We start from the raw sequence: 24,272 nt of genomic DNA on the forward strand, positions 1-24,272 counted from the left end.
CACGTCGCATGATCTACGGTCCCCGGCCATGAACTAAAATCGTCATATCACGCGCGGGCCGCGGCCCGCGCACCAAAACATCGGAAACCGAATGTCGCAGCAAACCACCATCCGCAAGCTGGCCGCACTGGTGAACACGCCGGTCGAGAAGTTGCTGGAGCAATTGTCCGAAGCGGGCATGCCCTTCAACGACCCCGACCAGGTCGTGACCAGCACCGAGAAGGTCAAGCTGCTCGGCTTCCTGCGCCGCACCCACGGCAAGGCCGAAAAGCCGGCCGAGGAGGCCGTGGCGCCGAAGAAGATCACGCTCAACCGCAGCCGCAAGCAGGAACTCACCGTCGGCGGCGGCAAGAACAAGACCACCGTCGACGTGGTCGTGCGCAAGAAGGTCACGCTGGTCAAGCCCAGCGAGGCCGCCGGCGCGCAGGGCGCGCCGCAGAACGACGAGCAGGCCGAGATCCTGCGCAAGCTGGAGGAATCCAGGCAGCGCAACCTGTCCGAGCAGCAGCGCCTGGCCGAAGAGGACAAGCGTCGCGCCGACGAGGCCGCCGAGCGCAAGCGCCAGGAGGAGGCCGAGGCCGAGCGGCTGCGCGCCGAGGCCCAGCTGGCCGCGGCCAGCGCGGCCGAGCAGCGCGACGAGGAGGCTCCCGCCGCGCGCAAGGTGGGCGGACACGGCCATCCGAAGCCGGCGGCGCCGCGCAGCGACGACCGCAACACCAGCGCGGCCCACAAGCACAAGACCCGCGGCTCGCACGTCATGGTGACGAGCGTCGAGGACGACGACAACGCCGCGCGTTTCGCCGGCCAGCTGCACCTGAGCGCCTCCGAGCGCGCGCGCCGCACCACCGCGCGCGGCAAGCCGAAGGCGCGCCGCAACGTCGAGCAGAGCCGCAGCGGCGGCGGGGAGCACGGCTTCTCGCGGCCGACCGCGCCGATCGTGCGCGAGGTCGCCATCGGCGAGGCGATCACCGTGGCCGACCTGGCGCAAAAACTCGCGCTCAAGGGCGGCGACGTGGTCAAGGCGCTGTTCAAGATGGGCGTGATGGCCACCATCACCCAGAGCATCGACCACGACACCGCGGTGCTGGTCACCGAGGAACTCGGCCACAAGGCCGTGCGCGCCGACGCGGACGACGCCGAGACCGAGCTGCTCGCCCACGCCGAGGAAGTGCAGGGCGACAAGGTCGCGCGTCCGCCGGTGGTCACCATCATGGGCCACGTCGACCACGGCAAGACCTCGCTGCTCGACTACATCCGCCGCACCAAGGTGGCCTCCGGCGAGGCCGGCGGCATCACCCAGCACATCGGCGCCTACCACGTCGAAACCGGCAAGGGTGTGATCAGCTTCCTCGACACGCCCGGCCACGCCGCGTTCACGTCGATGCGCGCGCGCGGCGCCAAGCTCACCGACATCGTGGTGCTGGTGGTGGCCGCCGACGACGGCGTGATGCCGCAGACGATCGAGGCGATCCAGCATGCGAAGGCGGCCGGCGTGCCGCTGATCGTGGCGATCAACAAGGTCGACAAGTCCGACGCCGACCCGGGACGCATCAAGAACGAGCTGCTCGGCCAGGAAATCGTCGCCGAGGACTTCGGCGGCGACACGCAGATGGTGGAGCTGTCGGCCAAGACCGGCCAGGGCGTGGACAACCTGCTCGACGCGATCTCGCTGCAGGCCGAAGTGCTCGAGCTCAAGGCCGTGCCCGAAGGCCGCGCCACCGGCGTGGTCATCGAATCCTCGCTCGACAAGGGCCGCGGCCCGGTCGCCACCGTGCTGGTGCAGCAGGGCCTGCTGCAGAAGGGCGACTACCTGGTCTGCGGCGTGCAGTACGGCCGCGTGCGCGCGCTGTTCGACGAGAACGGCCGGCAGGTGCAGAGCGCCGGCCCGTCGATCCCGGTGCAGGTGCTGGGCCTGTCCGGCGTGCCGGACGCGGGCGACGACTTCGTGGTGGTCGCCGATGAGCGCCTGGCCAAGGACGTCGCCCAGCAGCGCGACGCCAAGCGCCGCGAGTCGCGCCTGGTCGCCCAGGCCGGCAACCGCATGGAAGACATCATGGCGCAGATGGGCCAGGGCGAGGCGCAGCAGTCGCTCAACCTGGTCATCAAGGCCGACGTGCAGGGTTCGGTGGAAGCGCTGCGCCAGGCGCTCACCGCGCTGTCGAACGAGCAGATCCGCATCAACGTCATCGTCTCGGGCGTGGGCGGCATCACCGAGTCCGACGCCAACTCGGCCGCGGCGGCCAAGGCCACGATCATCGGCTTCAACGTCCGCGCCGACGCCACCGCGCGCAAGGTCATCGATTCCAACGCGCTCGACCTGCGCTACTTCTCGATCATCTACGACGTCATCGACCAGGTGAAGCAGGTCGCTTCCGGCCTGCTGGGCGTGGAGATCCGCGAGGAGATCATCGGCATCGCCGAGGTCCGCGACGTGTTCCGCAGCTCCAAGTTCGGCGCCGTCGCCGGCTGCATGGTGGTGGAGGGCGTGGTCAAGAAGGCCAAGCCGATCCGCGTGCTGCGCGACAACACGGTGGTCTTCGAGGGCGAGCTGGAATCGCTGCGCCGCTTCAAGGAGAACGTCGAGGAAGTGCGCAGCGGCACCGAATGCGGCATCGGCGTGAAGGCCTACAACGACGTGCAGCCGGGCGACCAGATCGAGTGCTTCGAGCGCATCGAAGTGCAGCGCACGCTGTAAGCATGGACATGTTCTAGTGGCGCAGAAGTCCTTCCATCGCACCGACCGCATTTCCGCCCAGCTCCGCCGCGAGCTGGGCACGCTGGTGCGCGAGGCCGTGCAGGAGCACGGACTGCCCTCGGTCAGCGTTTCGGACGTGGAGGTCACGCGCGACATGGCGCACGCCAAGGTGTTCGTCACCGCATTGCAGCCCGAGCGCGCCGAGGAGGCGATGAAGGGGCTGCGCGCCGTGGCGCCGGAAGTGCGCTTCCGCCTGGCCCGCGCGGTGAAGCTGCGGCACGTCCCGGAGCTGCATTTCCACTACGACGATTCGGTGGATCGGGGCGAGCGCATCGACAACCTGCTGCGCGACCTGTCGGGCGGCTCCGAGCCGACAGGTTCCGAGCCGACGTAACGCCGGTTCGCGAACGCTTCGATCCTCCGCATGCGATCCTCCGATCGGCCGACGGACCGGCTGGCGCGCCGCCGGCAGGGCCGCGCCTGCCGAGCGCCGGCACGGATGCCCCGCCGAGCCCTTGATCGGCGTGCGGCGAACAAGCATTCTCACGCCCGATGAGCCAGAAGCCGCGCACGCGCAAGGGCACGTTCCGCAAGCTGGACGGCATCCTGCTGCTCGACAAGCCGCGCGGCCTGAGTTCGAACCAGGCGCTGCAGCGCGTGCGCCATCTGTTCCGCGCCGAGAAGGCCGGGCATACCGGCAGCCTCGACCCGCTCGCCACCGGCTTGCTGCCGGTGTGCTTCGGCGAGGCCACCAAGATCGCCGGCGGCCTGCTCGGGGCGCGCAAGGCCTACGACACGGTCGCGCGCCTGGGCGTGGTCACCGACACCGACGACGCCGACGGGCAGCCGCTGCGCGAGCGCCCGGTGCCGGCGCTGAGCATCGACGACATCGACCGCGCGCTGCGCGTCTTCCACGGCCGCATCCTGCAGCGCCCGCCGATCTACTCCGCGCTCAAGCGCGGCGGCGAGCCGCTGTACGCCAAGGCCCGGCGCGGCGAAACGGTGGAGGTGGAGGAGCGCGAGATCGACGTGCATGCCTTCGAGCTGCAGTCGGCCGCCGACCTGCTCGACAGCCTGCACCATCCCGATGCGCCGCAACTGCGCCTGCACGTGGAATGCGGCTCGGGCACCTACGTGCGTAGCCTGGTGCGCGACCTGGGCGAGGCGCTGGGCTGCGGCGCCCACGTCGCCGAGCTGCGGCGGCTGTGGGTCGATCCCTTCCGCGATCCGCGGCTGTGGACCTTCGAGGCGCTGGAGGCGCTGGCGCGGCGAAGCGAGCACGGCCTTGATGCTTGCCTGCTGCCGATCGAGACGGGCATGGCCTCGTGGCCGCCGGTCGACGTGAGCCCCGTGCAGGCCGCGCGGCTGGCGCACGGGCAAGGCGTGGAGGGCGGCTTCCGGCCCGAGGGCGCGGTGGCGATCTTCGATCTGCGCGGCCGTGCCCTGGGACTGGGCGAGGTGGACGTCGCCGGCCGCCTGCGCCCGCAACGCATGTTCAGCTGGGCGGTGGGCGCCGCCGCGCCGGGGTAATGGCGCCATCGGGACGTTCCGCCGCATTTTTCATGACTGCGAATTCATGACTGCGAAAAGGAGTACGCGATGAAGACCATGATGTTTCCGCTGTTGCTGGCGCTGGTCCTGGGCTTCGCCCCGGCGTGCCGGGCGCAAGCGCCTGCCGGGGCCGGCGACCCGGAAGCCGTCGCCGCCGAGCTGTATGCGCGCATCAAGGCCTCGGACTGGAAGGGCGCCGCGGCGCTGTTCGACGAGGACGCGCTCAAGCGCTTCCGCGGCATGCTGCAGCCGGTGGTCGACGCGGCCTCCGCCTCGGGCCAGCCGGGCGCGAACGCGCTGTTCGACGGCGCCGACCCGGCCAGCCTGAAACAGGCCGGCGATGCCGAATTCTTCGCCGCCTTCATGGGCGGGATGATGGCGCGCCTGTCCTCGATGGGCGGCGGGATCAGCGCCTCGCAGATCCTGGGCAGCGTCCCCGAGGGCGAGGACCTGCGCCATGTGGTCACCCGCACCAGCGCCACCGCCATGGGCATCGGCATCACCAAGATGGAGGTGGTCAGCCTGCGCCGGCGCGGCGGCGCCTGGAAGGTGTTGCTGAACGGGGAGATCGAGGGCATGGCTAAGGCGATGCAGATGCTGTCGGCCTCGAAGCAGGGGGCGGGCGCCAAGGAGGCCCCGGCGCCGGACGCCCCGCCTGCGCCGGCGCCCGACCAGGCGCCCTGAGCCGGGTGCGATCCGGACGCGCCGCCGTCCGCGGACGGCGGCGGGCGGCCGGAAAATGCCCGATGCGGCGCCGTCCCGGCCCCTGGCCGTCGGTTCCGTTTCGTTAAAGCCTTGTTTCACAAGGCTCCGGCCGGTACACTACGTCGCCGATTTTTCCGGCACCATCCCGTTCACGGCGAGCCATAACGGTGCGCTTCCGGCACATCCCGGGACGTTCCTGTCGGCTTCGCGTCTACCAAAGGCCTCCAGATGTCCATCGACACCAACCAGATCATCGCCGACAACAAGCGCGGCGATAACGACACCGGTTCGCCGGAAGTGCAGGTCGCCCTGCTCAGCGCCCGCATCAGCCACCTCACCGAGCACTTCAAGACCCACAAGCACGATCACCACAGCCGTCGCGGCCTGCTGAAGATGGTCAACCGCCGTCGCAGCCTGCTCGACTACCTGCATCGCAAAGACGCGACGCGGTACAAGGCCCTGATCGAGAAGCTCGGTCTGCGTCGTTAATCGAACACCACGCCGCGGCGCAGCAATGCGCCGCGGTTATTTTATGGATCAGGCGCGGCGCCCGCCGTGCCGGTCCGCCCGCCAGGGGCAGGGGCCCCGCGCGGTTCATCGCTAGTCCATCGCAAGCCCAATCCAGGAATTCCCAACGTGGCAAAAGTTACCAAGAGCTTCCAGTACGGCAATCAGACGGTCACGCTCGAGACCGGCGAGATCGCCCGCCAGGCCGGCGGCGCGGTCATGGTCTCGATCGACGGCACCGTGGTGCTGGTCACCGCAGTGGCGGCCAAGTCGCAGCGCGAAGGGCAGGATTTCTTCCCGCTCACCGTCGATTACGTCGAGAAGTTCTACGCCGGCGGCCGCATCCCGGGCGGCTTCTTCAAGCGCGAAGGCCGTCCGACCGAGAAGGAAACGCTGATCTCGCGCCTGATCGACCGTCCGATCCGTCCGCTGTTCCCGGAAGAATTCCGCAACGAAGTGCAGATCATCGCCCAGGTGGTCTCGCTCAATCCCGAAGTGGACGGCGACATCCCGGCCATGATCGGCGCCTCCGCCGCTCTGGCGCTGACCGGCGCGCCGTTCCAGGGCCCGATCGCCGCCGCCAAGGTCGGCTACAAGAACGGCCAGTACCTGCTCAACCCGACCGCCTCCGAGCTGGCCGACAGCGAGCTGGAGCTGGTGGTCGCCGGCACCTCGCAGGCCGTGCTGATGGTGGAATCGGAAGCCAAGGAGCTGTCCGAGGACGTGATGCTCGGCGCGGTGGTGTTCGGCCACAAGCAGCAGCAGGTGGTGATCAACGCCATCAACGAGCTGGTCACCGAGGCCGGCACCAAGTCCTGGGACTGGCAGGCTCCGGCCAAGAACGAGGCGCTGGTCGCCGCGCTGAAGGAAGCCGTGGGCGGCCAGCTGGCCGAGGCCTTCCAGGTGCGCGACAAGCTGCAGCGCCGCGACGCCATCTCGGCGATCAAGAAGGACGTGCTGGGCGCCCTGGCGCCGCGCGCCGAGTCCGAGGGCTGGAATGCCGCGGACCTGGGCAAGGAGTTTGGCGACCTCGAGTACTACACCATGCGCAACGCGGTGCTCGACACCAAGGTGCGCATCGACGGCCGCGCGCTCGACACCGTGCGCCCGATCGCCTCCAAGGTCGGCGTGCTGCCGCGTACCCACGGCTCGGCGCTGTTCACCCGCGGCGAGACCCAGGCGCTGGTCATCACCACGCTCGGCACCGCCCGCGACGGCCAGATCATCGACGCCATCGCCGGCGAGTACAAGGAACACTTCCTGTTCCACTACAACTTCCCGCCCTTCTCGGTGGGCGAGGCCGGCCGCTTCGGCGCGCCCAAGCGTCGCGAGATCGGCCACGGCCGCCTCGCCAAGCGCGGCGTGCTGGCGGTGATGCCGACGATGGAGGAGTTCCCGTACACGATCCGCGTGGTCTCGGAAATCACCGAGTCCAACGGCTCCTCGTCGATGGCCTCGGTCTGCGGCAGCTCGCTGGCGCTGATGGACGCCGGCGTGCCGATCAAGGCGCCGGTGGCCGGCATCGCCATGGGCCTGGTGAAGGAAGGCGACGCCTTCGTCGTGCTGTCCGACATCCTCGGCGACGAGGATCACTTGGGCGACATGGACTTCAAGGTGGCCGGCACCGCCAACGGCATCTCGGCGCTGCAGATGGACATCAAGATCCAGGGCATCACCGAGGAGATCATGAAGGTGGCACTGGCCCAGGCCAAGCAGGGCCGCCTGCACATCCTGGGCGAGATGAGCAGCGCGCTGACCGCGCCGCGTGGCGAGCTGAGCGAGTACGCCCCGCGCCTGCTGACCATGAAGATCCACCCGGACAAGATCCGCGAGGTGATCGGCAAGGGCGGTTCGACCATCCAGGCCATCACCAAGGAAACCGGCACCCAGATCGACATCCAGGACGACGGCACCATCGTCATCGCCTCGGTGAACGCCGCCGCCGCGCAGGCCGCCAAGGACCGCATCGAGCAGATCACCTCGGACGTCGAGCCGGGCCGCATCTACGAGGGCAAGGTGGTCAAGCTGATGGACTTCGGCGCCTTCGTCACCATCCTGCCCGGCAAGGACGGCCTGGTGCACGTCTCGCAGATTTCCAACGAGCGCGTGGAGAAGGTCTCCGACAAGCTCAAGGAAGGCGACGTGGTCAAGGTCAAGGTGCTGGAAGTCGACAAGCAGGGCCGCATCCGCCTGTCGATGAAGGCCGTCGAGGAAGGCGAGGGCGTGACCGCCGAATAAGCGGCCCCGCCATCGCAGCGCATCGGAAAAGCGGGCCTCGGCCCGCTTTTCTTTTGCGCGCGCCGCGGCGCCGCGCCTTGAAGACCGCCGGCGAAGGCCGCACCTCATCCGCAACCCAGCAAGCCGTCGCCGCCGCGATGGGCGGACGCATCGCGCGCAACCGCCGACGGCCGGCGCGGCACTTCCCGGAGTCCGCCGCATGCCTTTCGCTCCCTATCTCGACCGCTGGGAACTCGTCGCCGACGGCGCGCCGATCCATACCCACAGCAGCGACCTGCTGCCCGTGCGCCGCGCCGACGGCACGCCCGGGATGCTCAAGCTCGCGCGCGAGGCGGAAGAGAAGCTGGGCGGCGTGGTGATGACGTGGTGGAACGGCCGGGGCGCCGCGCGGGTGCTTGCACACGAGGCCGCCAGCGGCGCCTTGCTGCTCGAACGCGCCACCGGAACGCGATCGCTGACGCGCATGGTGCGCGAAGGCCGCGACGACGAGGCCACGCGCATCCTCTGCGCCGTGGTCGGCGATCTGCATGCCCGCCCCGAACCGCCGCCGGCGGGACTGCTGACGCTGCGCGAGTGGTTCGTCGAGCTGGCGCCGATGGCCGCGCGGCACGGCGGCGTGCTGGCCGAGGCCGAGGCCACCGCGCGGGCGCTGCTGGACGCGCCGCGCGATCCGGTCGTGCTGCACGGCGACCTGCATCACGACAACGTGCTCGACTTCGGCGAACGGCGCGGCTGGCTCGCCATCGATCCCAAGCGCCTGCATGGCGAGCGCGGCTTCGACTACGCCAACATGCTGTGCAATCCCGAGGAGGAATTCGCGCTGGCGCCGCAGCGGGTGGCGCGGCGCGTCGAGGTCGTCGCCGAGGCGGCGCGGCTGGATCGCCGCCGCCTGCTGCAGTGGCTGCTGGCCTATGCCGGCCTGTCGGCGGCGTGGTGGCTGGGCGACGGCGCGGACGAGGAAGCCTCGCATCCGCTGGCGGTGGCGGGCGAGGCCTCGCGCCTGCTGGCGCTCGTCTCCGCCTGAGCGTCGCCGCGCCTCATTCCAGGCTGACGCCGGGGATGTTTCCGTCCTGGCGGATGTCGCCGCTGACGGCGTCCCACCATTCCCGGTGCTCGTCGCTGGCCAGGTAGTCGGCGTAGGACACGCCCTGGATCGCCTCGATCGCGTAATCGGCGCGGGCCTGCCCCAGCATCGCGCAGACGGCCTGCAGGATCGGCAACTCCGGCACCGAATGCTCCAGGAACAGGAACTGCCCGGACTGGTTGACCTCGAGGAAGTGGGCGCGGCCCTCGGCGTCGATGGCCAGGTCGACGCAGCCGAAGACGATGCCGAGTTCGCGCATCAGCGCGGAAATCTTCGCTTCCAGCGCCGCCGGCAGCGTCGTCGCGCTGCTGCTGACGCGGTTGCCGATGGAGGAGGCGCGCCAGTCGACGAAGGTGGCGTCGCCGCCGCCCTCGAGCCTGGCGGCGAGGAAGCGGCCGCCGACCACGGTGACGCGCACGTCGTGGGTCTTGGGCACCAGCGCCTGGTAGATGCCGGGGCACTGGCGCAGGCTGTCCTCGTCCTCGAGCATCGCCGCGTCGATGGTGCGCGCGTAGGTGCTGTACATGCGGCCTTCGGCGTCCTGCCAGGTGTGGGTCTGGAACGGCTTGTAGACCACCTGCCCGTTGTCGGCGACGAAGCGGCGGATCTGCGCCGGGTCCGAGGACACCAGGGTGCGCGGGAAGGTCAGGCCGCAGCGCTGCGCGGCGCGCATCTGCACCAGCTTGTTCTCGGCCTCGACCGCGGCGTTGGGCCGGTTCACCCAGAACGTGCCCGCAAGCGCGTCGGCGACGGCGTAGGCGTTGAGGAGGAAGCGCTTCCACTCGTTGCGCACGAACGGCAGGTCGCTCTCCTGGGTGCGCGGGAAGTGTTCGGGAAACCTCGGGCGGCGGAACCAGACGCTGCTGACGGCGCCGGGCGAGAGTGCGCCGAAGGCGGCGACGCCGCCCTGGTCGTCGAATTCCAGCGACGCCGGCGTCAGCGCCTCGTCGGCCAGGCTGTGCGCCCAGACCGGCGCGTAGCCGTTGCGGCGCAGTCCCCAGCGCACGGCGTGGGCGTGGATGTCGTGGGCGTAGACGGACAGGATGAGCGGATTGGCGGCCGGCGGATCGACGGCCGAGGGCTTGCGCGAATGCGAGGTCATGCGGGATGCGGACTCCAGGGGCTCGACGCAAATGCGCCCCGGCTCGCGGGGCGCATCGGGACTGCTACCGCCCGGACAGGCGGTTGGGCCGCGTCAAACGACAGGAACTGCGTCCATGCGGTCGTCGATGCGGTTCAGTCCAGCTGGCCCGGATCGGCCGGGTCGTCGCCGTTGGGACCGGTGGCGTGCGTGGTGTCCGGCCTGCCGCCGGCGATCGCCGCGATTTCGGCCGGCGTCAGTTCGCGGGCGACGTTGCGGGCGAGCGGGCGGGTGGACTCGGTCTTGTCATTCTGGTTCATGACATCTCCTGCATGCGCCGGAAACGGAAGCCGTCCGGCATCGGCTTTTGCTGCGTTTCGATGCTAAGGCAAAGCTTGTCGAGCAGTTGTTAGAAGCGTCTTAATCGTGATGGCCTGCACGCTCGGTTTTCGATGCGCGGGCGTATTCGTCCACGCTACGCGCGATCGCGGCGCCCTCGCGCAGTTCGATGATGCGATCGGCGTTCAGGATGGTCTCCGGGCGGTGGGCGATGACGATGCGGGTCATCGCCAATCCCGCGATGCAGTCGTTGATGGCGCGCTCGCGTGCCACGTCGAGATGGCTGGTGGCCTCGTCCAGCAGCAGGATCGCCGGCTGCCGGTACAGCGCGCGCGCCAGCAGCACGCGCTGCTTCTGGCCGCCGGAGAGGGTCGAGCCCATGTCGCCGACCAGGGATTCGTAGCCCATGGGCATGCGCAGGATGTCGTCGTGGATCTGCGCGGCGCGCGCGGCGGTCTCGATGGCCTCCTGGGTCGCGTCGGCGTCGAAGCCGCAGATGTTCTCCGCGATCGAGCCGGCGAACAGCGCATCGTCCTGCATCACCGTGCCGAAGCGGGCGCGGTAGTTGCCCAGGCCATAGTGGCGGATGTCGACGCCGCCGATCCCGATCCGGCCATGGGCCGGGTGCAGCAGGCCGAGCAGCAGCTTGGCCAGCGTGGTCTTGCCGCAGCCGGAGGGGCCGACGATGGCCACCGATTCGCCCGCCTCGATCCGCAGGCTGCAGTCGCGCAGGATCCACGGCTCGTCCTCGGCGTAGCGGAAGCTGACGCCGTCCACCTGCAGCGTCGGCGCCGGCGCAGGGCCGGCGTATTGGCCCGTGACATGCGGCTCGGGCGGCTCCAGCGCGATGTCGGCGATGCGCATGCCGTGCAGTCCCAGCAGGCGCAGGTCGACGAACTTGTCGATCAGGCTGCTGGTGCGGGTGGCGAACAGGTCGGCGTAGGTGACGAAGACCACTAGCATGCCGGCGCTGAACTGCCCGCGCAGCGTCATCCAGGCGGCGATCCAGATCAGCAGCACGCGCTGCGCACCGAACACCAGGCGCGACAGGCCGCCGAACAGGGCGGCGACGCGGCCGATGGCCGCCTCGCGGTTGGCCACCTCCACCGTGGCGTTGGCCACCCGCGCGCGCCGCTGCGCCTGCTGGTTGGCCAGCTTGATGGTCTGCACGCCGTGGATGGATTCGATCAGCTGGCTCTGCTGGCGTGCCACGTAGGTCAGCTGTTCCTCCTTCAGCGACCACAGCTTGCGGTAGGCCAGCCAGCGCAGCAGCGCGTAGGCGGCGAAGGCGGCCAGCACCAGCGCGGTGAGCAGCGGGCTGTAGAGCAGCAGCAGGATCAGCACCAGCGAGACGGTCAGCCCGTCCAACACCGCCTCGACGAAGCTGCCGGTGAGGGTCTGCTGCACCGTCTGCAGCGACAGGAAGCGCGACAGCACCCCGCCGACGCTGCGCTTCTCGAAGTAGTCCAGCGGCAGCCGCAGCAGGTGGCCGAACAGGTTGGCCAGCCATTGCGCGTTGAGCGAGGCACCGATGCCGGCGACGACCCAGCCGCGCATCGCGGCGATGGCCGACTGCAGCACCACGATGGCGAGGAAGCCGATGCCGATCAGCGACAGCAGCCCGAGATCGGCCGAGACCAGCACGTCGTCGACCACCCATTGCATCGACAAGGGCAGCGCCAGCGTCAGCACCTCCAGCGCCACCGCCAGCATCAGCACCTGGGCCAGCGCGCGGCGCACGCCGGTGACCCGGCCGATCAGCGAGGACAGCGAGATCCGCTGGCGCTCGCGCAGCGGCTCGAAATCCGCCGCGGGGGCGAGTTCGAGCGCGATGCCGGTGAAGTGGCGGCCGAATTCGGCCAGCGACATCGTCACCTCGCCGCGCGCGGGGTCGTGGACGGTGGCGCGCTCGCGGCCGATCTCCTTGAGCACCACGAAGTGGTTCAGGTCCCAATGCAGGATGCAGGGCAGGGCGATCTCGCGCAGGTGCGCCACCTCGGCGCGCAGCGGCCGCGCCTGGAAGCCGAGCGTGCCGGCGATCGCGATCAGCCGCGACAGGCCGGCGCCCTTGAGAGAGATCGGGAAGCGCCGGCGCATGCTGGCCAGGTCGATGTCGTGGCCGTGGTAGCGGGCGACCATCACCAGGCAGGCCAGCCCGCATTCGGCGATCTCGTTCTGCTGCACCACCGGCAGCCGCTGGCGATCGGCGCGCCTCAAGGCGCGGCTCCGGCGCCGGCGCGCAGCGGATCGAGCAGGAACTGGTACAGGCGCCGGCGTTCGAGCAGCAGGTCGGCATCCAGCGTCATGGTCGCGCGCAGGGGCAGGGCGCCCGATCCCGGGTCCAGCGCGATCACGGCGCGATAGGCCGGGGCGTCGAGGCGGATGCCGCTGCGCGCCTGGATCTCCTGCGCGGGCAGGGCGCTGCCGGAGAGCTCGACGACGCGGCCATAGCGCTGGCCGTAGCGCTGGTAGGGAAAGGCATGGAAGCGCATCGCCACGCGCGTACCGACGCGCAGGGCGCCGGCGGCGCGGCTGGGCACCCACAGCTCGGCGCGCAGCGCGGAGCCCTGCGGAATCAGGGTGAGCAGGCGCTGTCCCTGGACGACGGCATCGCCGGCCGCGACGCCGAGGCCGGCGACCGTGCCCGCGCGCGGCGCGCGCAGGCGCAATCCGCCCTCGACGCGGTTGCGCGCGCGCTCCTGGGAGACGTCGGCGAGCGTGCGTTCGATTTCGCTGCGGCGCAGTCCGGTGTCGAGCGGCAGCACCTGCAGCTCGGCGCGCGCGGCCGCCAGCGTCTGCTCGATGTCGAGCTGCTCCTGGCGGCTGGCCTGCGCCGAGGCCTCGGCCTCCAGCGCGGCGTTCTCGTAGCCCTGGATCTGCACCGCGCTGACGATCTGCTGCTTCTCCAGCGGGCGCACGCGCTCGAGCATGGCGCGTGCGCTGGCGGCCTGGGCGTCGCGCAGGCGGTGGCGCTGTTCGGCGGCGGCCCGCTGCTGCGAGAGCGAGGCGATCTTCGCGCGCAGCGCGGCGGCGCGCTGGCCCTCGCCCTGGCGCAGGTCGGCCAGGTCGGCCTGCAGCCGCGTGCGCTTGCGCTCGAGCTCGGCGCCGATGGCGGCGCTCAGGCCACCCGGCAGTTGCGGCGCGTCGAGGTCGGAGGAGAGCTCCAGCAGATCCTGGCCGCGCCGTACCGGCTGGCCTTCGCGCACCAGCACGCGGGCGACGACGCCCTTGGCCGGAGCGGCGACGCTCGGCAATCCGTCGGCCGGGATCAGGCGCCCCTGCACGCGCTCCTTGCGCGCGTAGCTGCCGAACGCCAGCACCAGCAGCAGCGCCAGCACGGCCGCCGCGGCGACGATCGCCATCGGCCAGCCCAGCCGCGAGGAGGTCAGCCGCACGGTGCCGAGCCATTGCTCCTTCCTGGCGTCGAGCACCTCGCGCCGGAACAGGTCCTCAGTCATGGCATGCCGGGGATTCCCTGCCCGGATCGCGCCCGCTCAGGGGGCGCATGCGATACGGCGATCCATCGGGGCGGGGGCGGAAGGGCTGGGCATGGCGTCCGCGGCGGCAAGGGGAGTGCGGAGGCTGGCAAAAGCCGCCACGCGATGCAAGCGCGGGCCATCACGAAGCCGGGTGCGCGCGCAAATAAGCCAGGGGCATCACGACATGCCGCCCTTTCATTGTATGTCGCAGTGCAGCAAACACAGAATCATCGCACGGCCCGCCGCACGATACGATCACGCGGCAGGGGCCGCGACTCTCGCCAAGGACATTTCATGCACGCCGCCAGACATTCGCGACGCCCATTGCCGTGGGCCCTTCTTCCGCTGCTCGGATTGCCCGGGCTGGCCGCAGCGCAAGCGCAGCAGCAGGCGCCGGCGCAGGAGCAGCCCACCACCCTGGACAACGTGGTGGTCACCGGTTCGCGCATCCCGCGCGCGACGCTGGAAGGCCCTTCGCCGGTCACCGTGATCAAGAAGGAGGACATCGACGCGCAGGGCTTCCGCAGCGTGTTCGACGCGGTCAGCGCGCTGGCGCAGAACAACGGCGCGGTGCAGGGCGAGGACTTCGGCAATACCTTCACGCCGGCGGCCAACACCATCAACCTGCGCGGCCTGGGGCCGAACCACACCCTGATCCTGCTCAACGGCCGGCGCCTGGCCGACTATCCGATCGCCTACGAGGGCTCGCTGAGCATCGTCAACCTGGCCAATATCCCCAGCGCCCTGATCGAGCGCATCGAGGTGCTCGCCGGCGGCGCGTCGGCCGTTTACGGATCGGACGCGGTCGCCGGCGTGGTCAACATCATCCTCAAGCAGCGCTACGACGGCAGCGATCTCAACCTGCGCGTGGGCGGGACCCAGGAGGGCGGCGGGCAGAACCAGCGCCTGCAGTTCACCAGCGGCTACTCCACCGATCGCTTCGATGCGGTCTACGGCATCGAATTGCTGCATCGCAAGCCGATCTGGGGATCGCAGCGCGATTTCATGGATTCCTACGCCGACGATCCCACCGGCGTGCCGGGCCTGCCGTATTCGGTGTTCGTCCGGCGCCGTCCCGATCTCCAGCGCAACAGCTACATCGACCCGGCCGACGCCTGCGCGGCGGGCGGCTACCTGGCCGGAGACACCACCTTCCGCGCCTTCAATCCGCGCCAGGGCTATTTCTGCGGCAGCTATGAGGGCCGTCCCAAGTTCTGGACGGTGCAGACCGAAAAGAAGAACGCCGACGCCTACGGCGCGCTGACCTGGCATCTGAACGACCGCACCGACCTGTTCGCCGACGTCGCGCTGGGCATCGCCAGCATCCAGAACAACACCAGCGTGCCGACCTGGACCTCGGACGCCGCCAGCAACGGCTATTTCATCAACCAGGGCAACGGAAACACGCCGGAAGTGCTGCAACGCAACTTCATGCCGGAGGAGATCGGCTCGGCGCACGCCAACAACCGCCACTACCTGGAGCGCAGCTGGGCATTCACCGTCGGCGCCAAGGGCACGTTCGGCGATTCGGACTGGGACTACGAGGCCGCCTACAACCGCGGCCGCTACGAGAACCGCACCCGGCGCCGCGCCTTCCTGACCGGCATCAACGAGTATTTTCTCGGTCCCAAGCTCGGCGAGCAGGACGGCATCAACGTCTACAACCCGGACATGGCGCGCTTCTACCGGCCGCTGAGCCCTGGCGAATACGACGCGCTGACCGGCCGCTACGAGAGCGTCAACAGCTCCTGGATCAGCAACTTCAGCTTCACCGTCAACGGCAAGCTGTTCGACCTGCCGGCCGGCGGGGTCGATCTGGCGGCCGTGGTCGAGGCCGGCCAGCAGGGCTACAGCAACCGTCCCGATCCGCGCCTGGGGCAGGGCGTATTCTGGAACAGCAGTGCCGGCGTTCCGGCGCGCGGGGAGCGCGACCGTTACGCGATCGGCGCCGAGATCAAGGTGCCCGTCTTCGAACGCCTGACCGCGAGCGCGGCCGCGCGCTACGACGAGTTCCGCTTCGCCGGACGCAAGATCAGCAAGAGCACCTGGAACGCCGGCCTGGAGTTCCGGCCGGTGGACAGCCTGCTGCTGCGCGCCACCGCCGCCACCAGCTTCCGCGCGCCCGACATGAACTACGTCTTCGCGGCGCAGACGCGCGGCTACAACCCGGGCATGACCGACTACTGGCGCTGCCGCACCGCCGGCCAGCCCTACGACGACTGCGACTATTCGGGGTTGAACATCGACTACACCAGCACCGGCAATCCGGACCTGAAGCCGGAGAACGGCAAGTCCTACGGCATCGGCGTGGTCTGGTCGCCTTCGCAGAACTTCGATCTGTCGGTGGACTACTACAACGTGCGCCTGGACGACCAGGTCACCGACCTGGACACCGACCGCATCCTGCGCAACGAGGCCGATTGCCGCGTCGGCAGCACCCTGGGCGGAGACCCGCGCGACATCAATTCGCCCTTGTGCCAGGACGCGCTGGCCCGCGTGGTCCGCAACCCGCCCGACGCGCCGGTGGGGCCAAACGAGGTGCGCCGCGTGCTCACCAATGCGATCAACGCCTCCTACGAGCGGGTCAGCGGCGTCGACCTGAAGACCAACTACCGCTGGAGCGGCGGCCGCTACGGCGACTTCCGCGCCAGCCTGTCCTACAACCTGGTGATCAAGCACGAGTACAGCCAGTTCTCCGACGATCCGATCACCGACCAGCGCAACGCGCTCGACTTCTACGACTGGCGCAGCAAGCTCAACGGCAACCTGTCGTGGGAGCGGGGAGCATGGTCGGCCACGCTCTACGGCATCCGCTACGGCAGCCTGCCCAATGCCAACGGCAGCGGCCGCATCGCGCCGTACATGCTCTACAACGGCAGCATCGGCTATCGCTTCGACGACAAGAACACGCTGTCGCTGATCGTCAACAACCTGCGCAACACGCATCCGCCGCTGGACAAGACCGGCGAGGGCGGCTGGCCGTTCTACCCGGTCGGCAACTACGATCCCTACGGCCGGCAGTTCTGGCTGGAGTACAACGTCCACTTCGATTGAAGCGGATCGGGCGGCGGGTTCCCGGTGCCGGGCGCGAGGCCGGCACCGGACGTGGCCGCGAGGGATGCGCGCCGCGGCCTAGGCGAACATCCGCTCCAGCCAGGCCAGCAGGCGCCACAACAGCCTGCGCCGGGCTTGGGGTGCGTGTTCCCTGGCGGGCGGCGCGGTGCCGACGAGGCTGGAGGACGGCGGTTGGCCCGTGCGCGCCGGCAACGACGCGGTGGGCGGCGCGGCCGCGAGCGTGCCGGCCGCGAACAGGCCCAGCGGCGCGTAGCCGGCATAGCCGGGGAACACCGTGCCGATCTGGTTGTTGCCCATGCGCTGGATCAGCAGTTCCGAGAGCACGCGGCGGAAATCGGTGGTCACCGGCACGTCGCCGAAGTAGCTCGACAGCACCTCGGGATCGAGCCCCTTCCACGTGCCGTACAGCTTGCGACCGTTGACCGCGCCGCCGAGCACCAGCAGGGGATTGCCGTAGCCGTGGTCGGTGCCGCCGCTGCCGTTCTCGCGCACGCGGCGGCCGAACTCGGACTGCACGATCACCGTGACCCGCGGCAGTTCGCCGCCGGTCTTGAGCTCGGCGTAGAAGGCGGTGAGCGCCTGCGACAGTTCGGCGACCTTGTTCTGGAAGTAGTGGTAGCCGCTGCCCGCGCTGCCCTGGCCCTCGTGGGTGTCCCAGCCGCCCAGGTCGAGCGCGGCATAGCGCATGCCGAGGTTGAAGCGGATCGACTGCGCCACCGTCCACAGCTGGCGCGCGAAGGCGGTGGCCGGCCAGCCGGCCGGCGGATCGGAGTAGGGCTGGGCGGCGATCACGCGCAGCGACAGGTCGGCGCGCTGTCCGCTGGTCTCCAGCGCGGTGCCGCCGGCCCACAGCGAGGCCAGCGTTTCGCTGATGCCGCGATAGCCGGCGGGATCGCCCTCGCGGCGCCGCTGCCAGGCCCAGGCGCTGGCGTTGAGCGCGAATTCCTGCGGGCTGCCCATGGTCAGTGCCTGCGCGGCGCCGAGCAGGTTGGCCGGCGTGCGGCTGTTCACCGCCAGCGCCGGCATGGTTTCGTTGCCGATCGTGCCCGGCTGCGTGTTCCAGGCGCGGGTGATCCAGCCGCTGCCGGTGCCGTGCTGGCCGGGCGTGCCGAGGTCGAGATAGAGCTGCGCGTCGAAATGGCTGCGCGTGACGGCGGTCAGCAGGCCGCAGCTCTGCACGATCGCCAGCCTGCCGTCGTTCCAGATATCGCGCAGGCCGCTGGCCGAGGGATGCAGGCCGAAACCGGTGGCGGCGCCGTTGGCCAGGGTCAGCGGCAGCGCAGCGTAGGCGCCGGAGGCCGGCAGGGCGAGGTTGGGCCGCGCCTGCTCGTAGAAGCTGCGGTCGTCGCCGGAGACCGGCGGCACCAGGTTGAGGCCGTCGATGCCGCCGCGCAGGAACACGTGCACCACGGTGTCGTAGGGATTGGCGGCGGCGAAGGCGGCATCGGAGAACAGCAGCGCCGGTCCGGCGGCGCCGGCGGTCGCCGTGGCGCAGCAGCCCTTGAGGAATTCGCGGCGGTTGAGGATCAGGCGTGACATGGCATCCTCCTCAGCGCGCCAGGAATTCGGGCGACAGCAGCACCAGCGCCACCATGCTGCGCAACCGCTGCTGGTTGTAGTGCTTCTTCAGGTCGTTGATCGCCCAGGTGTCGGTGTCGGCGATGATCTCGGTCTCGGCGCCGTTCTGGCGCATGAAGTCGACCAGCACCTGGCGCCGCGCCGGCAGGTAGCCGAGCAGGCGCAGGCACCAGAAATCCACCAGGTTGCGCGAGGTCCATTGCGTCACGCCGCTGCGCGTGGCGCTCAGGATCGGCGCGATCGGCGTGCCGTCCACCGACTTCTCGGTCAGCCAGCCGAGCAGGTTCCAGGTCATGCCCAGCGTGTTCGAGCCCGACCAGGCGGCGGCGGTGTCCGGGTAGCCGTTGGGCGCGGGCCAGTCGTAGGGCGTGTGGCCGGACAGGCCCATGCGCCAGGAGAACTCGTCGCCGGGCTGGCCGATGGGCAGGGTCCACTGGCTGCCGAGGGCGCGCAGCGCCGCGGCCACCGCCTCGAACGGACGGCGGATCTTCTCGCCCCAACTGTCGTAGGCGGCCGAGGACAGCAGGATGTGGCGCAGGGTGAGCTTGATCTGGTCAGCGTTCTGCCAGTTGGCGCGGAACACCGCCGCCGCGCTGTCGACCAGCGCGGGGTCGGGCGTATCGGAAAAGAAGCGGCGGATCAGCTTGCGGCAGATGAACTTCGCCACGCGCGGATGCTGGGCGATGCGATTGAGGATGTCGCGGCCGTCCTTGAGCGCGGCCTGCTCGGGATAGAGGAACATGCCCAGCGGGTACTTCGGCCCGGTGTCGTGCCAGGACGGGCGGTAGACGAAGCTGCCGTCGTTCTCGCTGGGGAACTGCCAGTTGCCGTTCTTCACCGTCCAGCCGGTGAAGGCGGCGGCGGTCTCGTAGACGTCGATGTCGGTGTAGCCGATCGGGAAGCTCGGATCCTCCGGGCAGGGCGGGACCTGGAAGGGATCCATCAGGCCGAGGTAGTTCTCGCTGCCGAAGGTGTGCAGCTCCAGCAGCTCGCGGGCGAAGTTCTCGTTGGGGCCGGCGCGGGTGTTGGACTGGTTGTCGAGGTAGTACAGCATCGCCGTGCTGCCGGCCACCGCCTCGAGCATCGCGCGGAAGTTGCCGAAGGCGTACTTGCGGATGACGTCGCGGTCGTAGTGCACGTAGACCGGACCGCCGACGTAGTCGCTGGCGGTGACGTTGAAGTGGTCGTGCCAGAACATCGTCATCACTTCGCGCAGCTGCCGCTTGGAATGCACCGCGCGCACCAGCGCGGCGCGCTGGATTTCCCAGGCCGGCCGCATCCGCACCTCGTAGGCGGGATCGGGCAGCACGTGGTCGGCCCAGAGCTGGGTGAGGCTCTTGCCGAGCGTGTTGTAGCCGGCGGCGCCGAGCCGCGATTCCACCGCGCTGTCGTCGATGGCGCTCCAGTTGAGCTGCTTGTCGACATAGGCCGTCAGCCGCGCGCTGTCGCTGCCGCCCAGGGCGTTGAAGGCGGCGATCTCGCCGGCGGTGGCGCCGAAGCTCATGTTGTTGAGCGCGCGCACCGCGAAGGGCGGGGTCGGCAGGACCGCCGGGCCCGCGCTGCGCGGCGGCAGCGGCGAGGAAATCGGCGGGGCCTTCGCGGCGGCACCGGCGGCGGCCGCGGCAAAGGCCTGCTTCGGCGCCGGGCGGAACTGCAGCGGTCGGCCATGGCCGTAGCGCCGTTCCAACATGGCGCGGATCGCGGAAGGCGAGTCCGGCGCAGGTGCCGGCGGTGCCGTCGCGGGCGTGTGCGGCGTCGCGGCGCGCCGGATGCGAAGCGGCGCGTCTCCCGTGCCCTGGAAGTCTCGTTGAGCCATGCGGATTTTCCCCCGATCCATACCCCTCGATTTCGAGTATAGGAGCGAAAAATTTCGCGGCGGCGGCGCATGCCTGCGCTGCAGGTGCAAAATCACGGTGCTGCCAACGGATCGTGGTGCCGAATGTGGCGTCGGTCATGTTTCCCGGCGCGCGCGCCGGACAATGCGGCGCTGCGGCGTCGCGTTCAGGTCAGGCCGGTGGCGTAGAACAGCGCGATCACCACGAACACGGCCAGCGTCTTTACCAGGGTGATCGCGAAGACGTCCTTGTAGGCCTGGCGATGGCTCAGGCCGGTGACGGCGAGCAGGGTGATCACCGCGCCGTTGTGCGGCAGCGTGTCCATGCCGCCGGAGGCCATGGCCGCGATGCGGTGCAGCACTTCCATCGGGATGCCGGCGGCCTGGGCGTTGGCGATGAAGGTCTCGCCCATGGCGGCCAGGGCGATGCTCATCCCGCCCGAGGCCGATCCGGTGATGCCGGCCAGCGCGGTGACGGTGACCGCCTCGTTGACCAGCGGGTTGGGAATCGCGCCGAGCGCGTTGGCCACCACCAGGAAGCCGGGCAGGGCGGCGATCACCGCGCCGAAGCCGTATTCCGATGCGGTGTTCATCGAGGCCAGCAGCGCGCCGCCGATCGCCGACTTGCTGCCCTCGGCGAAACTGGCCATCACCGCCTTCCAGGCGAACAGCAGGATGGTGGCGATGCCGAGCAGCAGCGCGCCTTCCACCGCCCAGATCGCCGCCACCTTGGAGATCTCCTGCACCACCGGCGCGGCCTTGCCGGTGGCCGAGGGCAGGAAGCTGTGGCTCTCGCCATAGAGCTGCGGAATCCAGCCGGTAAGCAGCTTGTTGGCCGCGCCCACCACCAGCAGCGGCGACAGCGCCAGCAGCGGATGGGCGAGTTTGCCGCCGGCGAAGGGCGCGGGCTCGTTGACCAGCTTGGCCGGATCGCCGTAGCCCTCGCCGGCGGCGAGTGCGGCGCGGCGGCGCCATTCCAGGTACAGCATGCCCACGCTCAGGATGAACACCCCGCCGAGCGTGCCCAGCCAGGGCGCCGCCCAGGCGTTGGTGCCGAAGAAGGCGGTCGGGATGATGTTCTGGATCTGCGGCGTGCCCGGCAGCGCGTCCATGGTGAAGGTGAAGGCGCCCAGCGCGATGGTGCCGGGGATCAGGCGCTTGGGGATGTCGCCCTGGCGGAAGAGCTCCGCGGCGAAGGGATAGACGGCGAACACCACCACGAACAGCGACACGCCGCCGTAGGTGAGCAGGGCGCACACCAGCACGATCGACAGCATCGCGCGGCGCGCGCCGACCAGGCGGATCACCGCCGCGACGATCGCCTTGGAGAACCCGGACAGCTCGATCAGCTTGCCGAACACCGCGCCGAGCAGGAACACCGGGAAATACAGCTTCAGGAAGCCGACCATCTTGTCCATGAACAGCCCGGTGAACATCGGCGCCACCAGCGACGGGTCGGTCAGCAGCACCGCGCCCAGCGCCGCCACCGGCGCGAACAGGATCACGCTGTAGCCGCGGTAGGCGACGAACATCAGGAAGCACAGCGCGGCCAGCACGACGGCAAATTGGGTGGCGAAAGCCATTCGACGATCCCTGCGCGGGGAGGCCGCGCATCGCCGGGGCAGTGTCCGCGCGCGGCCGGCGCCGGCCCATTGTCCGAAGGTACGATGCGGGCCTGCCCGCGCCGGGCCTAGTCTTTCCCCGTCGGCGGCCATGGGCCGCACGTATCGCCATGCCAGGCATGACTACATCAGTCGAGGGGATTTCATGACGCGCGCCATCCGCAAGCACAGCACACTCAGCCTGGCCGTCGCGCTGGGCCTGACCGCGGCCCCCGGCCTGCACGCGCAGGAGGCGGCCGCGCCGGCCGACGGCACGGCGGCGACCACCCTCGACAGCATCACCGTCACCGCGCGCAAGCGCGAGGAAACCCTGCAGGAGGTGCCGGTCGCGGTGACCGCCTTCACGCCGGCCCTGCTCGACAAGCTCAACGTGCAGGACATCGGCGACCTCGACGCGCAGGTGCCCAACCTGACCATCTACGCCGCGCGCGGTTCCAGCAGCACCGCCACCGCCTACATCCGCGGCATCGGCCAGGCCGATCCGCTGTGGGGCGTGGACCCGGGCGTGGGCATCTACCTCGACGACGTCTACATCGCACGGCCGCAGGGCGCGCTGCTGGACGTGTTCGACGTCGGCCGCATCGAGGTGCTGCGCGGCCCGCAGGGCACGCTGTACGGCAAGAACACCATCGGCGGCGCCATCAAATACATTTCCCGCGAGCTGCCCAAGCAGGTCCACGGCTTCGGCCAGATCACCGTGGGCAGCTACAACCAGCTCGACGCCAAGGCCGCGATCGGCGGGCCGATCGGCGGCAGCGAGGCGCTGCGCGGGCGGCTGTCGGTGGCCAGCCTCAACCGCGACGGCTTCGGCGAGAACCTGAGCAACGGCCAGGAGGTCAGCGACAAGGAGATCAACGCCGTGCGCGTGCAGCTCGGCGCCTTCGCCACCGAGGCGTTCGACGTGCAGTTCGCCGCGGACTGGCTGGACGACCAGTCCGGCGTGCGCGGCGCCAAGCTGCTGGCGCCCAACCCGCTGGCGCCGGCCTATCCGCCGCTGGACGACCGCTACGACATCCGCAGCGGCATGCCCAACGTCAACGACACCACCATGAAGGGCGCCTCGGCCACGGTGAACTGGCGCCCGAACGAGAACTGGGCGTTCAAGTACGTGGTGGCCAAGCGCGAGTCCGACACCGAGACCAACATCGACTTCGACGAGACGCCGCTGCCGCTGGTCGACGTGCTGGCCTACTACAGCGACGAGCAGGTCAGCCACGAGCTGCAGGCCAACTTCGACGCCGGCGGCCGCGCCCGCGGCGTGATGGGCCTGTACTTCTTCGACGGCGAGGCCGGCGGACAGGTGCGCAACCACTTCGAGAACCCCTTCCTGCCGCCGTCGCTGACCAACCCGCTGTACGGCGACACCCAGGGCAAGGTGCTGACCAAGAGCGTGGCGCTGTACGCCGACTGGACGTTCGACCTCACCGACCGCCTGAAGCTGGACGTCGGCGCGCGCTACACCGACGAGGACAAGCACGCGATCGCGCTGAACCGCTTCTACACCAACGGCGACTTCACCACCGCCTGGGCCACGGCCGCCAACTTCGACAGGACCGTCAGCTTCGAGAACGTGTCGCCGAAGATCTCGCTGGACTACCAGATCACCCCGGACATCATGGTCTACGGCCTGGCCAGCCGCGGCTTCAAGTCGGGCGGCTTCAACATCCGCGCCAACACCACCGCGGTGCCGCGCTCGGGCGAGCCCTTCGACGACGAGTCCGTGGACAGCTACGAGATCGGCAGCAAGATGGCGCTGCTCGACCAGCGCCTGTTCCTGAACCTGTCGCTGTTCCACAACGTGTACAAGGACATCCAGCTGTCGGTGTTCACCTCCTACACCTTGCCCGACGGCAGCCAGAGCTTCTTCGGCGATTTCACCAATGCCGGCAAGGGCACCGTGGACGGCGCCGAGGTGGAGTTCCAGTTCCTGCCGACCCCGAACTGGGTGCTCAGCGGCAACCTGGCCTGGCTCGACGCCAAGTACGACGAGTTCATCAGCGGCGGCGTCAACATCGCCGACACCCAGAAGTTCACCAACGCGCCGGAGTTCTCGGGCGCGCTCAACCTGGAATACCGCACCGACCTGGCCAACGGCGGCAACCTGTCGGCGCGCGTGGGCTACAGCTACCAGAGCGAGGTCTGGCCGACCACCGACCTGAGTCCGCTGATCCGCCAGGGCGCCTACGGCCTGGTCAACGCGGGGGTGACCTGGCGCTACGACGACCGCTGGTCGTTCTCGCTGCAGGGCAGCAACCTGGCCGACAAGGAATACCGCACCACCGGCTACAACATCGCCGCCTACGGCGTGCTCACCGGCTTCTACGGCGCGCCGCGCCAGTACATGCTCAGCGCGCGCTACGAGTTCTGAGGCGGCGTTTCCAGGAAACGGCCCCGACAGGGACGCGATGCGACCGCAAGGACGCGGCGGCCGCTCCGGTGCGCAAGGCCGGCGTCGCCGTGGGCCGCATCGGGCGGAGCGGCCCC

The 24,272-nt window shown here is 69.8% G+C and carries 16 protein-coding genes; 9 read left to right on the forward strand and 7 right to left on the reverse strand.

Features of this window, described 5'->3' with window-relative positions; all coding sequences use genetic code 11:
- Positions 1–91: 91 nt before the first annotated feature.
- The 7 genes from infB to MD221_RS00680 all read left to right on the forward strand — a co-directional run bounded on the left by infB (position 92) and on the right by MD221_RS00680 (position 8,720).
- Positions 92–2,695: a translation initiation factor IF-2 gene (infB, locus tag MD221_RS00650; protein WP_242106996.1), complete on the forward strand. Its 2,604-nt coding sequence runs from the start codon at positions 92–94 to the stop codon at positions 2,693–2,695.
- 16 nt (positions 2,696–2,711) lie between these two features.
- Entirely contained in the window at positions 2,712–3,089 is a 378-nt protein-coding gene (gene rbfA, locus MD221_RS00655; protein ID WP_242106998.1) for a 30S ribosome-binding factor RbfA, read from the forward strand.
- Positions 3,090–3,247: 158 nt separating this feature from the next.
- On the forward strand, positions 3,248–4,225 hold the full coding sequence (gene truB, locus MD221_RS00660; protein ID WP_242107000.1) for a tRNA pseudouridine(55) synthase TruB: 978 nt from the start codon (positions 3,248–3,250) through the stop codon (positions 4,223–4,225).
- 69 nt (positions 4,226–4,294) lie between these two features.
- Complete coding sequence (locus MD221_RS00665) at positions 4,295–4,930, forward strand: hypothetical protein (RefSeq protein WP_242107002.1); 636 nt, start codon at positions 4,295–4,297, stop codon at positions 4,928–4,930.
- 249 nt (positions 4,931–5,179) lie between these two features.
- The gene (rpsO, locus tag MD221_RS00670; RefSeq protein WP_242107004.1) at positions 5,180–5,440 is read left to right on the forward strand and encodes a 30S ribosomal protein S15; all 261 of its coding nucleotides are present in this window, start codon (positions 5,180–5,182) and stop codon (positions 5,438–5,440) included.
- Between the two features lie 147 nt (positions 5,441–5,587).
- Positions 5,588–7,696, forward strand: coding sequence for a polyribonucleotide nucleotidyltransferase (gene pnp / locus MD221_RS00675; RefSeq protein WP_242107007.1), 2,109 nt, complete (start codon positions 5,588–5,590; stop codon positions 7,694–7,696).
- A 199-nt stretch (positions 7,697–7,895) separates the two neighbouring features.
- Positions 7,896–8,720 (forward strand): aminoglycoside phosphotransferase family protein, encoded by an 825-nt coding sequence (locus tag MD221_RS00680; RefSeq protein WP_242107009.1) that lies wholly within the window; start codon positions 7,896–7,898, stop codon positions 8,718–8,720.
- Between the two features lie 13 nt (positions 8,721–8,733).
- Here the strand turns inward: MD221_RS00680 and MD221_RS00685 are convergent, their stop codons facing one another.
- From MD221_RS00685 to MD221_RS00700, 4 genes are all read right to left on the reverse strand, one after another.
- Complete coding sequence (locus tag MD221_RS00685) at positions 8,734–9,882, reverse strand: MvdC/MvdD family ATP grasp protein (RefSeq protein ID WP_242107011.1); 1,149 nt, start codon at positions 9,880–9,882, stop codon at positions 8,734–8,736.
- A gap of 134 nt (positions 9,883–10,016) precedes the next feature.
- A complete protein-coding gene (locus MD221_RS00690) occupies positions 10,017–10,181 on the reverse strand; it encodes a hypothetical protein (RefSeq protein ID WP_242107013.1) in 165 nt (54 codons plus the stop codon).
- 100 nt (positions 10,182–10,281) lie between these two features.
- Positions 10,282–12,417: a peptidase domain-containing ABC transporter gene (locus MD221_RS00695; protein WP_242107015.1), complete on the reverse strand. Its 2,136-nt coding sequence runs from the start codon at positions 12,415–12,417 to the stop codon at positions 10,282–10,284.
- Positions 12,414–13,658 (reverse strand): HlyD family secretion protein, encoded by a 1,245-nt coding sequence (locus tag MD221_RS00700; protein WP_242107016.1) that lies wholly within the window; start codon positions 13,656–13,658, stop codon positions 12,414–12,416. Before MD221_RS00700 ends, MD221_RS00695 begins: the two co-directional genes overlap by 4 nt.
- Positions 13,659–13,973: 315 nt before the next feature.
- Here MD221_RS00700 and MD221_RS00705 point away from each other — a divergent pair, with 315 nt between their 5' ends.
- Positions 13,974–16,733, forward strand: coding sequence for a TonB-dependent receptor plug domain-containing protein (locus tag MD221_RS00705; protein WP_242107018.1), 2,760 nt, complete (start codon positions 13,974–13,976; stop codon positions 16,731–16,733).
- Between the two features lie 78 nt (positions 16,734–16,811).
- Here MD221_RS00705 and MD221_RS00710 read toward each other — a convergent pair whose 3' ends face one another.
- From MD221_RS00710 to MD221_RS00720, 3 genes are all read right to left on the reverse strand, one after another.
- Complete coding sequence (locus MD221_RS00710) at positions 16,812–18,293, reverse strand: DUF1501 domain-containing protein (RefSeq protein ID WP_242107020.1); 1,482 nt, start codon at positions 18,291–18,293, stop codon at positions 16,812–16,814.
- A 10-nt stretch (positions 18,294–18,303) separates the two neighbouring features.
- Positions 18,304–20,022, reverse strand: coding sequence for a DUF1800 domain-containing protein (locus tag MD221_RS00715; protein ID WP_242107022.1), 1,719 nt, complete (start codon positions 20,020–20,022; stop codon positions 18,304–18,306).
- A 311-nt stretch (positions 20,023–20,333) separates the two neighbouring features.
- Entirely contained in the window at positions 20,334–21,749 is a 1,416-nt protein-coding gene (locus MD221_RS00720) for a GntP family permease (protein ID WP_242107024.1), read from the reverse strand.
- 184 nt (positions 21,750–21,933) lie between these two features.
- On the opposite strand from MD221_RS00720, the gene MD221_RS00725 reads away from it, so the two are divergent.
- Entirely contained in the window at positions 21,934–24,156 is a 2,223-nt protein-coding gene (locus MD221_RS00725) for a TonB-dependent receptor (RefSeq protein ID WP_242107026.1), read from the forward strand.
- Positions 24,157–24,272 lie beyond the last annotated feature (116 nt).

Origin of the sequence: Luteimonas aquatica, assembly GCF_022662575.1 — a bacterium.
Taxonomy (GTDB): domain Bacteria; phylum Pseudomonadota; class Gammaproteobacteria; order Xanthomonadales; family Xanthomonadaceae; genus Luteimonas; species Luteimonas aquatica.

Bases quoted from the DNA above. Each gene is read 5' to 3' on its own strand.
- infB (WP_242106996.1), top strand. From the start codon at position 92: ATGTCGCAGCAAACCACCATCCGCAAGCTGGCCGCACTGGTGAACACG.
- truB (WP_242107000.1), top strand. From the start codon at position 3,248: ATGAGCCAGAAGCCGCGCACGCGCAAGGGCACGTTCCGCAAGCTGGAC.
- MD221_RS00665 (WP_242107002.1), top strand. From the start codon at position 4,295: ATGAAGACCATGATGTTTCCGCTGTTGCTGGCGCTGGTCCTGGGCTTC.
- rpsO (WP_242107004.1), top strand. From the start codon at position 5,180: ATGTCCATCGACACCAACCAGATCATCGCCGACAACAAGCGCGGCGAT.
- MD221_RS00680 (WP_242107009.1), top strand. From the start codon at position 7,896: ATGCCTTTCGCTCCCTATCTCGACCGCTGGGAACTCGTCGCCGACGGC.
- MD221_RS00685 (WP_242107011.1), bottom strand. From the start codon at position 9,882: ATGACCTCGCATTCGCGCAAGCCCTCGGCCGTCGATCCGCCGGCCGCC.
- MD221_RS00690 (WP_242107013.1), bottom strand. From the start codon at position 10,181: ATGAACCAGAATGACAAGACCGAGTCCACCCGCCCGCTCGCCCGCAAC.
- MD221_RS00700 (WP_242107016.1), bottom strand. From the start codon at position 13,658: ATGACTGAGGACCTGTTCCGGCGCGAGGTGCTCGACGCCAGGAAGGAG.
- MD221_RS00705 (WP_242107018.1), top strand. From the start codon at position 13,974: ATGCACGCCGCCAGACATTCGCGACGCCCATTGCCGTGGGCCCTTCTT.
- MD221_RS00710 (WP_242107020.1), bottom strand. From the start codon at position 18,293: ATGTCACGCCTGATCCTCAACCGCCGCGAATTCCTCAAGGGCTGCTGC.
- MD221_RS00715 (WP_242107022.1), bottom strand. From the start codon at position 20,022: ATGTTGGAACGGCGCTACGGCCATGGCCGACCGCTGCAGTTCCGCCCG.
- MD221_RS00720 (WP_242107024.1), bottom strand. From the start codon at position 21,749: ATGGCTTTCGCCACCCAATTTGCCGTCGTGCTGGCCGCGCTGTGCTTC.
- MD221_RS00725 (WP_242107026.1), top strand. From the start codon at position 21,934: ATGACGCGCGCCATCCGCAAGCACAGCACACTCAGCCTGGCCGTCGCG.